At 49.2% G+C, this 14280-nt stretch carries 10 protein-coding genes; 6 read left to right on the plus strand and 4 right to left on the minus strand.

What is annotated here, in order from left to right:
* Nucleotides 1-83: 83 nt before the first annotated feature.
* A complete protein-coding gene (locus tag OCV81_RS03210) occupies nucleotides 84-1406 on the plus strand; it encodes an MATE family efflux transporter (RefSeq protein WP_148328316.1) in 1323 nt (440 codons plus the stop codon).
* 66 nt (nucleotides 1407-1472) lie between these two features.
* Nucleotides 1473-2798 (plus strand): signal recognition particle protein, encoded by a 1326-nt coding sequence (ffh, locus tag OCV81_RS03215; RefSeq protein ID WP_148328319.1) that lies wholly within the window; start codon nucleotides 1473-1475, stop codon nucleotides 2796-2798.
* 70 nt (nucleotides 2799-2868) lie between these two features.
* Here the strand turns inward: ffh and OCV81_RS03220 are convergent, their stop codons facing one another.
* Nucleotides 2869-4056: an exo-beta-N-acetylmuramidase NamZ family protein gene (locus tag OCV81_RS03220; RefSeq protein ID WP_148328321.1), complete on the minus strand. Its 1188-nt coding sequence runs from the start codon at nucleotides 4054-4056 to the stop codon at nucleotides 2869-2871.
* 49 nt (nucleotides 4057-4105) lie between these two features.
* On the opposite strand from OCV81_RS03220, the gene OCV81_RS03225 reads away from it, so the two are divergent.
* Both OCV81_RS03225 and OCV81_RS03230 read left to right on the plus strand, forming a co-directional pair.
* Nucleotides 4106-4642 carry an HD domain-containing protein gene (locus OCV81_RS03225; RefSeq protein WP_148328528.1) on the plus strand — a complete coding sequence of 179 codons (537 nt, stop codon included), beginning with the start codon at nucleotides 4106-4108 and terminating at the stop codon, nucleotides 4640-4642.
* A gap of 191 nt (nucleotides 4643-4833) precedes the next feature.
* Nucleotides 4834-7485, plus strand: coding sequence for a putative LPS assembly protein LptD (locus OCV81_RS03230; protein ID WP_262640070.1), 2652 nt, complete (start codon nucleotides 4834-4836; stop codon nucleotides 7483-7485).
* A gap of 2 nt (nucleotides 7486-7487) precedes the next feature.
* Here the strand turns inward: OCV81_RS03230 and OCV81_RS03235 are convergent, their stop codons facing one another.
* The 3 genes from OCV81_RS03235 to uvrA are packed head-to-tail and all read right to left on the minus strand — an operon-like array spanning nucleotide 7488 to nucleotide 12442.
* Nucleotides 7488-8225 carry a nucleotidyltransferase family protein gene (locus OCV81_RS03235; protein ID WP_148328323.1) on the minus strand — a complete coding sequence of 246 codons (738 nt, stop codon included), beginning with the start codon at nucleotides 8223-8225 and terminating at the stop codon, nucleotides 7488-7490.
* Entirely contained in the window at nucleotides 8222-9652 is a 1431-nt protein-coding gene (locus tag OCV81_RS03240; RefSeq protein WP_148328327.1) for a RapZ C-terminal domain-containing protein, read from the minus strand. The genes OCV81_RS03235 and OCV81_RS03240 overlap by 4 nt, the downstream gene beginning before the upstream one ends.
* A gap of 12 nt (nucleotides 9653-9664) precedes the next feature.
* Complete coding sequence (gene uvrA, locus OCV81_RS03245; protein WP_148328329.1) at nucleotides 9665-12442, minus strand: excinuclease ABC subunit UvrA; 2778 nt, start codon at nucleotides 12440-12442, stop codon at nucleotides 9665-9667.
* 307 nt (nucleotides 12443-12749) lie between these two features.
* On the opposite strand from uvrA, the gene OCV81_RS03250 reads away from it, so the two are divergent.
* Together OCV81_RS03250 and OCV81_RS03255 are read left to right on the plus strand one after the other, a co-directional pair.
* Complete coding sequence (locus OCV81_RS03250; protein WP_148328330.1) at nucleotides 12750-13562, plus strand: ATP-binding cassette domain-containing protein; 813 nt, start codon at nucleotides 12750-12752, stop codon at nucleotides 13560-13562.
* The gene (locus OCV81_RS03255; RefSeq protein WP_148328332.1) at nucleotides 13559-14278 is read left to right on the plus strand and encodes a hypothetical protein; all 720 of its coding nucleotides are present in this window, start codon (nucleotides 13559-13561) and stop codon (nucleotides 14276-14278) included. The genes OCV81_RS03250 and OCV81_RS03255 overlap by 4 nt, the downstream gene beginning before the upstream one ends.
* The last annotated feature ends 2 nt before the right edge of the window (nucleotides 14279-14280 follow it).

The raw sequence follows: 14280 nt of genomic DNA on the forward strand, positions 1-14280 counted from the left end.
TTCAGGTCTTTTCCTTCCCATCTTGTGCGAAATGTGTATCTTTGCAAAAGTATGCGGTTTTTACTCAATTTATTTCCTGACGTATGTACACCAATAAAGAAATCTGGCATGTGACCTATCCGATTTTTCTGGGCTTGCTGGCTCAGAATGTGATTAACGTGACCGATACGGCCTTCTTAGGACGTGTGGGCGAGGTCGCATTGGGGGCATCAGCCATGGGAGGATTGTTGTATATCTGTGTGTACACTATTGCTTTTGGATTCAGCGTCGGTTCACAGATTCTAATAGCCCGACGTAACGGTGAGGGCAATTACCGGGCCGTGGGACCGGTCATGTGGCAAGGCACGGCTTTCAGCTTCGTAATGGCTGTCTGCCTGTTGGCACTGATGTATTTTTCTGCCGGACTGTTGATTCGCCTGCTGATTGCTTCCGATTCCATTTATGAAGCCACGTATGAATTCTTTGTCTGGCGTATTTGGGGATTCCTGTTTGCCTTTGTGAATGTCATGTTCCGGGGATTGTATATCGGCATTACCCGTACCAAGGTACTGACCTTGAATGCGGTGGTCATGGCACTGGTGAATGTGGTGTTGGACTACGGATTGGTCTTTGGAGAATTGGGCTTGCCGGAGATGGGGGTACGGGGAGCCGCCTTGGCCTCTGTCATTGCAGAAGCTTCTTCGTTGGTATTTTTCCTGTTATATACCTATTATAAAGTAGATTTGAAGAAATACGGATTGAACCGTTTCGGACAATTCGACATGGCGATGGTGATGCGTATCTTGCGTATCTCCTGCTTCACGATGGTGCAGTATTTTCTGGCCATGGCCATCTGGTTTGTCTTTTTCATGGCACTGGAACGTTTGGGACAGCGGCAGCTGGCAATCGCCAACATTGTGCGTAGTGTGTACGTGGTGTTGCTGATACCCGTACAGGCGCTGTCCACCTCAGCCAACACGCTGGTCAGCAATCTGATTGGGGCAGGAGGAGTAGCAGGCGTATTGACGTTGCTGCATAAGATTGCCCGCATGTCTTTTTTGATTATGGTGGTGTGTGTGGCACTTTGTGTCGCTTTTCCTGAAAGTATCTTGTCGGTTTATACCAATGAAGAAGCCTTGTGGCACGAGTCTGTATCGGCCTTGTATGTGGTGTGTGGAGCCATGTTGATTTCCTCACTGGCCAATGTGTACTTCAATGGCATATCCGGTACGGGAAACACGCAGGCTGCCTTGGTGCTTGAAGTATGTGTGCAAGTGTTCTATGCCCTTTATGTGGTAGGAGTAGGTATGATTCTCCAGGCACCGGTGGATATTTGCTTCACTACCGAGGTCATTTACTATATATTGATGCTGACTTTCAGCCTCATTTATCTGAAAAAAGCAAAATGGCAGAATAAAAAGATTTGAGCATACTGATTTTTTTGTAATTTTGCACGCTGGAAAATTTTGATAATAAATAAAAAAGCAACATATATGTTCGATAATTTAAGTGAAAGACTGGAACGGTCGTTTAAGATATTGAAGGGTGAAGGAAAAATCACCGAAATCAATGTGGCCGAAACCTTGAAGGATGTCCGTCGTGCCTTGTTGGATGCGGACGTGAATTATAAAGTGGCGAAGAACTTTACCGATACGGTAAAGGAAAAGGCTTTGGGACAGAATGTCTTGACAGCAGTCAAGCCCAGCCAGTTGATGGTAAAGATAGTACACGATGAACTGACCACCCTGATGGGAGGAGATACGGCAGAAATCGAGTTGAAAAACCGTCCGGCTGTCATCCTGATGTCAGGTTTGCAGGGTTCTGGTAAGACTACCTTCTCTGGCAAGCTGGCCCGTATGATGAAGGCCAAGAAAAACCGCAAGCCTTTGCTGGTAGCCTGCGACGTGTATCGTCCGGCTGCTATCGAACAGTTGAAAGTGCTGGGACAGCAGGTAGAAGTGCCGGTGTACAGCGAATTGGACAGCAAGGATCCTGTGCAGATTGCGTTGAACGCCATTCAGGAAGCCAAGGCAAAAGGTTATGACTTGGTGATTGTCGATACCGCCGGACGTCTGGCTGTTGACGAGCAGATGATGAACGAGATTGAAGCCATCAAGAAGGCCATCAATCCGGATGCAACCCTGTTTGTGGTAGATGCCATGACCGGACAGGATGCGGTGAATACAGCCCGTGAGTTCAACGAACGTCTGGATTTCACCGGTGTGGTACTGACCAAGTTGGATGGTGATACCCGTGGTGGTGCGGCCCTGTCTATTCGTACCGTGGTCAACAAGCCGATTATGTTTGTCGGTACAGGTGAAAAACTGGATGCCGTAGACCAGTTCCATCCGGCTCGTATGGCCGACCGTATCTTGGGTATGGGTGATATCGTTTCTTTGGTAGAACGTGCGCAGGAACAGTACGATGAAGAAGAGGCAAAGCGTTTGCAGAAGAAAATCCAGAAGAACCAGTTTGATTTCAACGACTTCCTGACACAGATTCACCAGATTAAGAAGATGGGTAACCTGAAGGAACTGGCTTCCATGATTCCGGGGGTAGGAAAGGCCATCAAGGATATTGACATTGACGACAATGCCTTCAAGAGCATTGAAGCCATTATCTATTCCATGACACCGGAAGAACGTACACATCCGGAAATCCTGAACGGCACACGCCGTACGCGTATCGCCAAAGGTAGTGGTACCAGCATTCAGGAAGTGAACCGCTTGCTGAAGCAGTTCGACCAGACTCGCAAGATGATGAAGATGGTGACAGGTAGCAAGATGGCCGGTATGATGCAGAAAATGAAGAAAAAATAATTCTTGAAATTGAAAGAATACAGAGCGGACAGCAGGAATCTCGCAGGAGAAGACTGCTGTCCGCTCTTTTTTATTCATATAGCAGATACTTTGCACGGATAGCCCGATAGAGTTGCAAATCTTTTTCCCAGGTCCGGCGGATTTCCGTTTCGGTCTTTCCCTGCAGGATGTCCTTGCGTACTTGTGAGGTCCCCATCAGCAGGTCGAACCATCGGGAGCGGGTGAAGAACCGTTTCTCTGCATCCGGATAGAGGGACTGGTAGGCCCGGTAGAATTGGATGACGTATTGCAAGGAAAAGCCTTGAGGGAGCTGGTCTGTTGTACGTAAATCTATTCCGTAGCAGGTACAGTCGCGGTGCAGGGGATGCTTGTCGAATCCTTCCAGTGCTTTGGGCGTGAAGTGGAAGGAAAAGGCTTTGCGCAAATAGGGTGAGCCTGCTACCTGGAATGGGAATAGGGTACCTCTTCCTACGCTCACCGCAGTACCTTCAAACGGGCAGAGGGAAGGATAGAGTGCAATGGAAAGGTCATTGGGAAGGTTGGGAGAGGGCTTCACCGGAAGCGAATACGATTGTCCGTGTCTCCACCCTTCCACTGGGATGATGTGTAGGGAACATTGCAGTTGGTGGCCCAGCCATCCTTCTCCGTTGATCATCCGGGCCAGTTCGCCCAGCGTACAGCCGTGAAGCACCGGGATAGGAAGCATGCCCACAAAACTTTTATAGGCTTTTTCTCGTACCGGGCCGTCTACGTAGTCACATGGATTGGGGCGGTCCAGCACAATCAGTTCCTTATGATTCTCTGCACAGGCTTGCATCACGTAGTAAAGTGTACTGAGATAGGTATAGAACCGAGCACCTACGTCCTGCATGTCGAAAACCAACACATCCGTACCCGCCAGTTGGGAGGGAAGCGGTTTCTTGCTTTTCCCGTAAAGAGAACGGATGGGAACTCCCGTGCGGAGGTCTTTCCCATCTTTGACACTTTCTCCGGCATCGGCTTCTCCGCGGAATCCGTGTTCCGGTGCAAACACCTGCACGATTTTGAGGTAGGTAGACAGGGTGTCCAGCAAATGGGTTTTTCCGCAAAGTGAAGTGTGGTTAACAACGAGCGAAACCCGTTTTCCTTCCAGTAGCGGAAGTAATTTATCCAGTTGGTCGGCCCCGTTGCGCACGGTGGCTTGTCCTTGCAGGGCCCCAAACCAGAGGCAGCACAGCCCCAGTATGTAATTCAATCGGAATCTTTTCGTGTAACTCATGGATTTTTTATAGATTTGTGAGACTTTTTACAAATATAGCACCTTTATGATGAATCCACTTGCATTGATAGACAAATATTATCCGGTAGAAAATGAGTTGAGACACATTCTGCTGGTACACAGCCGTTCGGTAGCCGACAAGGCACTGGCCATGGCCCGGAAACATCCGGAACTGAACTTGGACTTGAATTTCATTGAGGAAGCCGCCATGTTGCACGACATCGGTATCTTTGAGACCGATGCCGATGGCATTTATTGTTTTGGTAAATATCCCTATATCTGCCATGGCTATCTGGGGGCGGAACTGGTGGCCCGTGAAGGATACCCGCGTCATGCACTGGTGTGCGAGCGTCACACGGGGGCAGGACTGTCCTTGCAGAGCATTCTCGAACAGAATTTGCCGATACCCCATCGCGATATGATTCCTGTCAGTCTGGAGGAGCAGATTATCTGTTTTGCCGATAAGTTCTATTCAAAGACCAAACTGGATAAGGAGAAGAGTGTGGAAAAGGCCCGTAAGAGCATCGAGAAGCATGGCGACGAGGGGCTCACCCGTTTTGATGCCTGGTGTAAACTCTTCTTGTAGAACTAAAAATACATAAATAAGGAAAGGTTTGACATTTATTTGTAGGATAATGCTTACTTTTGCACCGCATATTGCGTAAGAAAACGGTGATGACATCATTTAGAAGAACAACATATTTATTGCTATCCTTGTTTGTTTTTGGCTTTTTCTGCTCATTCTATGCCGAAGCGCAGCGTGTGAGAGGAAAACGTATGCGGGGAGGGGACAGAAATTCGGTGACAGCCGATTCTCTTCAGCGGGATTCATTGGCGATGGATTCGTTAGGGATGGATACATTGGCCGCAGACACCGCCAAGAAGAAGGAGCCGCTGGATGCCCCTGTCATTTATGAGGCGAGCGATTCCATTGTCTTTACCAAGGGAGGTTATGCACATCTTTATGGAGAAGGAAAGGTCAATTACCAGAACATCGAGTTGACTTCTGCAGTTATCTCCATGAATATGGACAGCAGTACGGTCTACGCAAGAGGTGTGGCCGATACGACGGGGGTAGAGACCGGTACGCCGATATTCAAGGATGGAGAAACTCCCTACGAATCCAAGATTATGCGCTATAACTTCAAGACGAAGAAAGGATTCATCAATAATATTGTCACACAGCAGGGTGAAGGATATGTCACCAGTGAGGAGGGAAAAAAAGGAGCCAATGACGAGATTTACATGCGCCATGGAAAATATACTACCTGTGATAACCATGAGCATCCTCATTTCTATTTGAAACTCTCCATGGCGAAGGTCCGTCCCAAGAAGAATGTGGTATTCGGTCCGGCCCAGTTGGTGGTGGAAGATGTGCCGCTGCCCATTGCCGTACCCTTTGGATTCTTCCCTTTCAACAGCAGCTATTCTTCCGGTTTCATCATGCCGACGTATGGAGATGAAATGAACCGTGGTTTCTATCTGCGTGATGGAGGATATTATTTCGCCATCAGCGACAAGATGGACTTGAAAGTATTGGGTGAAATCTTTACCAAGGGTTCGTGGGGACTCTCGGCGGCTTCCAATTACACCAAGCGATACAAGTTTAGCGGTTCTTTTAATGCCAGTTACCTGGTGACGAAAACCGGTGAAAAGAACATGCCCGACTATTCAGTGTCGAAGGACTTCCGTATTCAGTGGAGTCACCGGCAGGATGCCAAGGCCAATCCGAACAGTTCGTTCTCGGCCAGTGTGAACTTTGCCACCAGTAGTTATGACCGTTCCAGCTTGAGCAGTTTGTACAATCCGCAGCAGTACTCTCAGAATACCAAGGCGTCTAGTGTGAGTTATTCTCGTAACTTTCCGGAAATCGGGTTGAACATTTCGGGAGCGTTCAATATCACGCAGAATACGCGTGACTCTTCTTTGAGCATGACCTTGCCGGATGTCAATATCTCGTTGAACCGTATCTATCCGTTCAAGCGGAAAAAGTCTGCGGGTGATGAACGCTGGTATGAGAAGATTTCTTTGCAGTATACCGGAAGTATTACCAACTCCATCAGTACGAAGGATAACTTGCTGTTTAAAACCCCGTTGACTCAGTGGGAGAATGGTATGCAGCATAAAATTCCGGTTTCGGCCACTTTCAACCTTTTCAAATACATCAACATCGTACCTTCGTTCAACTATACGGAACGCTGGTATTTGCGGAAAGTGAAGCAGAGCTACGACCCGAACTCTACTTCTACCGATCATGTGCGTCGGGATACCATCAATGGTTTCAACCGTGTGTACGACTATAATCTGGCATTGCAGATGAATACCAAATTGTATGGTATGTACAAGCCGTTGTTCATGAAGAGCAAGGAAATTCAGATTCGTCACGTCTTTACACCGACAATCAGCTATACGTATACGCCGGATTTCGGTAAGGCACGTTATGGCTATTACGATACCTATACTTATACGGACGAAAACGGAGAAGTGCGTACCGTGGAATATTCGCCGTATGAAGGGGCTGTGTATGGGGTGCCCGGAAAACAGATGTCACAGAACATCAGTTTCTCTGTGGATAACAACATTGAAATGAAGATGAAGTCGGACAAGGATACCACGGGCTACAAGAAAATCAGTCTGATTGACCAGTTGGGAGCTTCTCTTTCTTATGATGTGGCCAACAAGCGATGGAGTGACTTGAGCATGAACCTTCGTATGAAGTTGACCAAGAGCTATACATTCAATATGAACGCTTCCTTTGCTACCTACGCCTATCAGTTTGATGAAAATGGTAATGTCGTGGTAGGTGATCGTACGGAATGGTCTTACGGGCGTTTCGGACGTTTCCAGGGCTACAGCGGTTCGTTTTCTTATACCTTGAACAACGATACCTTCAAGAAACTTTTCGGTAAGAAGGATGAAAATGACGATAAGAACAAGAAGGATAAGGAAAACTCGGATGAGGAGGACGATACTGACGAGGAAACCGAAAGTCAGAACAATAATTCCAATATGCGAAAGACGGAGAAGGCTTCTTTGGATTCGGACGGTTACCTGGCCTTTAAGTTTCCGTGGAGCATCAGCTTGAGCTACAGTTACAGCATTCGGGAGGACCGTTCCAAGAAAATCAATATCAAGAAGATGCGGTATCCGTACTCACTGACCCATTCATTGAATGTGTCGGGTAACTTCAAGATTGGAAGCCGCTGGAACATGACGTATTCTACAGGGTATGACTTTACCACTAAGGAAATGTCTATGACCACCTTGAACATTACCCGCGACTTGCACTGTTTTAATATGAGCTGTGGGTTGGTGTTCGGCCCGTTCACTTCCTACAATTTCTCCATCCGTGCCAACTCCAGTATGCTGACCGATGCCCTGAAGTGGGACCAGCGAAGCAATACGGGTAGTGCCGTTACATGGTATTAATGTTAATGCTGTAGAAATTCTTCGGCCCGGGCCAGCGTGTCCGGCTTGCCGATGTCAATCAGTTGTAAATCTTCCTTTACGCATCCGCCGAGCAGGAGTTGGCGGCAGTTCTGTAGGTAAAAATCCATAATGGGAAATTTGCCGGTCCATTGCTCTCCTTCCATGTAATGAAACAATTCCGGTGAAATCACATGGATGCCGCTGAAGGCGTATTCGCGGTATTTCCCCGGTTCATATACCAATCCTTCCGGTTTGGTCTGCAGGGTGTCTTTGTGAATCCAGCCCTTCAGGCGGTTGTCTGCATCGAACAGCAGGTAGCGCGAGGTCTTGCGCGGGCTGACCAGCAAGGTGGCCAGATTCCGGCTCTTTCGGTGAAACTCATAGACTTCTTTCAGGTCGGCATTCGACAGAATGTCCACATTGTGTACCAGGAAAGGTTCCGTTCCTGTGAAGAAAGTTGCTGCCTTCTTGATGCCGCCTCCCGTATCCAGCAGCATCTTGCGTTCGTCACTGATGTGGATGGTTAGTCCGAAATCTTGGTTGGCTTTCAGAAAATCGAGAATCTGTTCTCCGAAATGATGGATGTTGATGACCAGTTCAGTAAATCCCGCTTCTTTCAGTTTGAGAATCACATGCTCCAGCATGGGACGTCCGGCCACCGGCACCAAGGCTTTGGGAGTATGGTCGGTCAGTGGTTTGAGCCGGGTACCCAGTCCGGCAGCAAATATCATGGCTTTCATTTGGCTTTCAGTAATTGGTCTATTTGTTGTTCCCGATGAATCAGGTGTACGTTGATTTTGAATTTCTCATGCAAGTGTTCGGCCGTATGCTGTGCGGAATATACCGAGCGGTGCTGTCCACCGGTACAGCCGAAGCAAATCATCAGGTGTGAGAAACCCCGTTCCAAAAAACGCTGCACATGGGCATCCACCAAGGCATCGGTGTGGCGCAGGAACTCCGTGATTTCTCCGTCTTTTTCCAGAAACTCGATGACCGGTGCATCCCGTCCCGTGAGCGACTTGTACTGCTCGTAGCGTCCGGGGTTGTGTACGGCGCGGCAGTCGAACACGTATCCTCCGCCGTTTCCGCTCTCGTCTGTCGGAATCCCTTTCCGGTAGGAGAAACTCATCACCGTCACGGTCAGGTTGCGGCGGTTGCGGACCACGGCAAACTGCTTCAGTCCCGTCATGCGCTGCAACACTTCGCAGAGATAAGGATATTCCGGGAAACCTTCCTGCAACAGCTGGCGCAGGTTCTCGATGGCAAAAGGAATGCTTTCAATGAAATGGGCCTTTTTTTCGAAGTAACCGCGGAAGCCGTAAGCTCCCAGTACCTGCAGCGTGCGGAACAATACCACATGGCGCAGGCGCGACAGGAATTCCGTTTTTTCGATTGGCTTGTACGGGCGAAGGGCGTCCATGTACTCGTCTATCAGTTCCTGGCGGAGACTGTCCGGATAGTTGGCCTTGGCCTGCCAGAGGAAAGAAGCCACGTCGTAATAAATCGGTCCTTTCCGTCCTCCCTGAAAGTCTATCAGGTAAGGTTCTCCGTCTTTCACCATGATGTTCCGGCTCTGGAAGTCGCGGTACATGAATACCGGTTGGGATTCCATACTTCCCATCAGGGTCTGGCAGAGGGCATCGAAGTCATCTTCCAGCAAATCTTCCCGGAAATCTACGCCCGTCGCTTTCAGAAAACAATATTTGAAGTAGTTCAAGTCCCACAGGATGCTTCTATGGTCAAATTCTACCGCCGGATAGCATCTCCCGAAATCCAGCCCTTTTGCCCCTTCAAACTGCACGCGGGGCAACAGCCGGATGACCTTTTTCAGCAGGTTCCGTTCTGTCTCGTCAAATTCTCCCGTCTCTCTTCCGTGGGCGATGAGCTGGAACAGGGAATCCGTGCCCAAATCATCCTGTAGGTAGCAGAGTCCGTCGTCGGAAACAGCATGTACTGCCGGCACGGGTAAATGCTGTGCCTGAAAATGATGCGACAGGTAGATGAAGGCTTCGTTCTCTTCGCGCGAAGTACCGCACACCCCGATGAGGGTCGGGTTGCCCTTCAGGCGGTAATAGCTTCGGTTGGAGCCAGCTCCCGGCAGTGCCTCTACGCTTGCAGGGGCATGTCCGGTCAGCCGGCTATATAGGGTTTCAAGTATTTGAGTCATGTAGTTGGTGCGTTAAGATTGCGGATTGAGTTTCTCGGCCAAGTATTGTCCCGTATAGGAAGCGGCACATTGGGCTACCTCCTCCGGTGTACCGGCCACTACCAGATTACCTCCCTTATCGCCTCCTTCCGGTCCGAGGTCGATGACATAGTCGGCACACTTGATGACATCCATGTTGTGCTCGATGATGACTAAGGTATGTCCCCGGCTGATGAGGGCGTCGAAGGCCTCCAGCAGTTTCTTGATGTCGTGGAAGTGCAAGCCTGTGGTCGGTTCGTCGAACACGAAGATGGTAGGCTGTGCCTTTTCGATACTGAGGAAGTAGGCCAGTTTCACGCGCTGGTTTTCTCCTCCGGAAAGGGTCGAAGAGGACTGTCCCAGCTTGATGTAGCCCAGCCCCACATCTTGCAACGGACGGAGCTTCTTGACAATCTTCTTCTGGTTGTGTTCCGTGAAGAACTCGATGGCCTGGTTGACCGTCATTTCCAGTACGTCGTAGATGTTTTTCCCTTCGAACTTCACTTCCAGCGTGTCGTTCTTGAAGCGTTTGCCGTGGCAAGATTCGCACTCCAGCACCAAGTCGGCCATGAACTGCATTTCTACCGTCACCGTACCTTCTCCCTTGCATTCTTCGCAGCGTCCGCCTTCCGTGTTGAACGAGAAATAGCCTGCGCTGTATCCCATCTGCTTGGCCAGCGGCTGGTCGGCAAACAGTTTCCGGATTTCATCGTACGCCTTGACGTAGGTCACCGGATTGCTTCGGGAAGATTTTCCAATTGGGTTCTGGTCTACAAACTCGATGTCACTTACCTGGTGGATGTCGCCGCCCAGTGAGACAAATTCGCCCGGACGTTCGCTCGACTCGCTGTATTCCCGCTTCAGGGCTTTGTAGAAGATGTCGCGCACCAGCGTACTCTTTCCGGAACCGCTGACACCCGTCACCACCGTCATCACGTTGAGAGGGAAGCGTACGTCGATGCCTTTTAGGTTGTTCTCACGAGCTCCCTTGATTTCGATGTAGTTGTTCCACGGGCGGTGGCTGGCAGGAGGGTCAATGGTTTCTTCTCCCAGCAGGTATTTCACGGTATAGCTGTCGCTGCCTTTGTGCAAGTCTTTCATGTCGCCTTGGTACACCACCTGTCCACCCAGTCGTCCGGCTTTCGGACCGATGTCGATGATGTAGTCGGCTGCCCGGATGATTTCCTCGTCATGTTCCACCACTACCACCGTGTTGCCCAGCTGTTGCAACTGGCGCAGCACCTTGATGAGGCGGGTGGTGTCGCGGCTGTGCAATCCGATGCTCGGTTCGTCGAGGATGTACAACGAGCCCACCAGACTGCTTCCCAGCGAGGTAGCCAGGTTGATTCGCTGGCTTTCACCTCCGGAGAGCGAGTTGCTCAACCGATTTAGGGTCAGGTAGCCCAGTCCCACATCCGACAGGAAGGTCAGGCGGTTCTTGATTTCACTCAACAACCGTTGTGCCACGAGAGTGTCGTGGGCATCCAAGGTCAAGGTACGGAAAAACTCCTGCAACTGGGTAATCGGCATTTCCACCAGTTCCGAGATGTTCTTTCCGCCTACCCGCACGTAGCTGGCTTCCTTTTTCAGCCGGCTGCCATGACAAGTAGGGCAGGTCGTTTTTCCCCGGTAGCGGGCCAGCATCACGCGATACTGTATCTTGTATTGGTTTTCCTCCAGCATCTTGAAGAAAGAGTCGATGCAGACCTTCTCTCTCGGTCCGTGCCAGAGGTAATCCTTCTGTTCCTGCGTCAGTTCATAGTACGGTGTGAAGATGGGAAAATCATGAGCCGGCGCTTCCCGCAGGAACTCGTTCAGCCATTCTCCCATTTTCTCACCTCGCCAGCAGAGTACGGCCCCGTCGTACACGCTCAGTGCCCGGTTGGGGATTACCAGATGTTCATCGATGCCGATAATCTTGCCGAAGCCTTCACACGTAGGACAGGCTCCCAGCGGCGAGTTGAACGAGAACATCTGGTCGTTCGGTTCTTCAAACTTGATGCCGTCAGCTTCAAATTTGGTGCTGAACACATGCAGGCGGGTGTCGTCCGACAAGTAAAAACGGAGCATGCACGTGCCGTCGCCTTCGTACATGGCCGTTTCGGCAGAATCCGTCAGTCGGCTGATGGCATCCTTGCTGTCGTCGCAGCTCATACGGTCTACCAGCAGATACACCTTGTCGCTTTCGTGGTAGGTATAGTCCTCAATGCGTACCATTTCGCCGTCCACCTCCAGTCGGGTGAATCCTTGCTTCATGTCCATGTCCAGCTGTTCCGCCACGGTTCTTCCGTCGCGGGGAAGGATGGGGGTCAGCACCGTGTAGCGTGTACCCTTCGGATACGACAGCATGCAGTTCACAATGTCTTCCACGCTGTCCTTCTTCACCAGTTGTCCGCTTATGGGCGAATAGGTTTTTCCCACCCGTGCGAAAAGCAGACGCAGGTACTCATAAATCTCGGTCGATGTACCTACGGTAGAACGTGGGTTGCGGCTCGTCACCTTCTGTTCGATGGCGATGGCCGGCGGAATCCCCTTGATAAAGTCACATTCCGGTTTGCTCATACGTCCGAGAAACTGGCGGGCGTAGGCAGACAGGCTTTCCACATAGCGTCTTTGCCCTTCGGCATACAGCGTGTCGAATGCCAGCGACGACTTTCCCGAACCGGACAGTCCGGTAATGACTACCAGCTTGTTGCGGGGGATACGTACGTCGATGTTTTTCAGGTTATTCACCCGGGCACCCTTTATGGTAATAAAATCATTTTCTGACATGTGTCTCTTCTTGTTAGATGAACGTGCGAAGTTACGAAAAATAGCTGGAATTATCAAAGCGAATACTTCCGTACGGAAAGAAGTCTTTTACGTTTTCCGGTGCGGAACCGTATGTTTTCCTTGCGCGAAACGTAGGTTTCCACATCGGGAAACGTAGGTTTTGCGGAAGGGAAACATAGAAAGTTACTTGACGTTTGGTGGATATTGTCTCATTCTTTTCGGAAAATCATTTGTTTTTCCAATAAGAATTCCTATCTTTGCTGTACCACTTTGATGGTACAGTATAACGATTTTCAGTTGAGTGACTATGGTAGAACTAAGAAGTGTTTCATTTGGGTATCAGTCTGATAGAATGGTGTTGGACAATCTGAGTCTCCGTTTGGAGGAGGGACGATGGTATGGTTTGCTGGGCATGAATGGTTCCGGTAAGACTACGCTCTTGAAACTGATGGCAGGCAAGCTCTTTGCGCAAAGCGGTGAGATTGATGCAGACGGTCGTAGCGTACGGAAGAGGGAGGTCGAGACCTTGCGGAATGTGTTCATGCTGCCGGCTGATTTTACTTTTCCCGATATGAGACTGGATCAGTTTCTGTCTGTTTACACCGGTTTCTATCCCGGGTTCCGTGAAGACGTGTGGAATGACTGCCTGGCCGATTTCGGGCTGCAGCGGGACATCAAGAACCTGAACAAATTATCCTTGGGAGAAAAACACAAAATAGCTTTCAGTATCGCTTTGTCGTTAGGGACGAAGATGGTATTGATGGATGAGGCAGCCAATGGAATGGATATTCCTGCGCGAAAAATGTTTCGTAAGTTGTTGATGAAGCATGTCCGGGAAGATCAGATAGTGGTTTTGTCCACTCACATTGTGCAGGACATTGAAAATCTGTTGACCGATGTGATTGTGTTGAGAAAGGATGCCTCTGTGTATGCGGCTTCTTTGGAAGAAATATCCAGTCGCTATTCATTCGGTATCCAGAGCGATGAAGAAGGAGCACTGTATGCAGAACCTTGTGCAGAGGGTTATCATGTAATCACTCCTAAACGAGAGGAGATAGATACGGAAGTGTCTTTGGAACTGCTGTTTAATGCCTTAATGAAGAAGGGAGGAAAGGTATGAAAAGTTTTGCCGTAAAAGAAATGTGGAGGTTCAGTCAGCTTCAGTTAAAGGAAATGTTTTTCTATGGAAAAAAGAAAGCGTTTATCCAGCTTTTGCTTTTACGTTCCTTCAGTATCTGTGTGTTCTGTGCCTTTGTGTCAGGAGATAGTTTGAAAGAATGTTTGTCACTTATCGAACAATTGCTGATTCTCCTGTCCTATTATTATACGTTTTGGAGTCTGATGGAAAACATGCGGAATGATAAAGATTTGATAAATAAGTTCATGCTTCCGGTCACGTGGGCAGAAAAATATGTAAGTTTGTTTGTCAGTACCTTTTTGATAGGTACGGTGATGTTGGTGGGATGTGCGGTCTTGTCGAATATCTTCATACAACTGGCTGCTCCGTTGTTTTTTACGGAGAAAACAGACGGACTGGTTCTTCTCTTTTTGGGAGGAGGCTATGGATTTACACAACTCATCGTGCAGGTGGTAGTGGCTTTTTATGTAGCGATGTTGACGCTGGTGGTGATGTGCAGGAAACAGTACAGTAAGATTCAGTTCTGGCTGCTAGTCGTTTTATGTGTGTGCTCTTATGTGTTGCCTGTGGTGTGCATGTATGGATTAGGTGCTCCCAAAAGCATCATCAAATACACTTGGGTATCGGTTTCTGTGGTTTGGAGCATAGTGGCTGTTGTCATGACCTATAAAGGTTTTAGAAGGTTGGAGTTTAAATAGGA

It is taken from the genome of Phocaeicola fibrisolvens, from assembly GCF_025567125.1.
GTDB classification, from domain to species: Bacteria; Bacteroidota; Bacteroidia; order Bacteroidales; family Bacteroidaceae; genus Phocaeicola; species Phocaeicola fibrisolvens.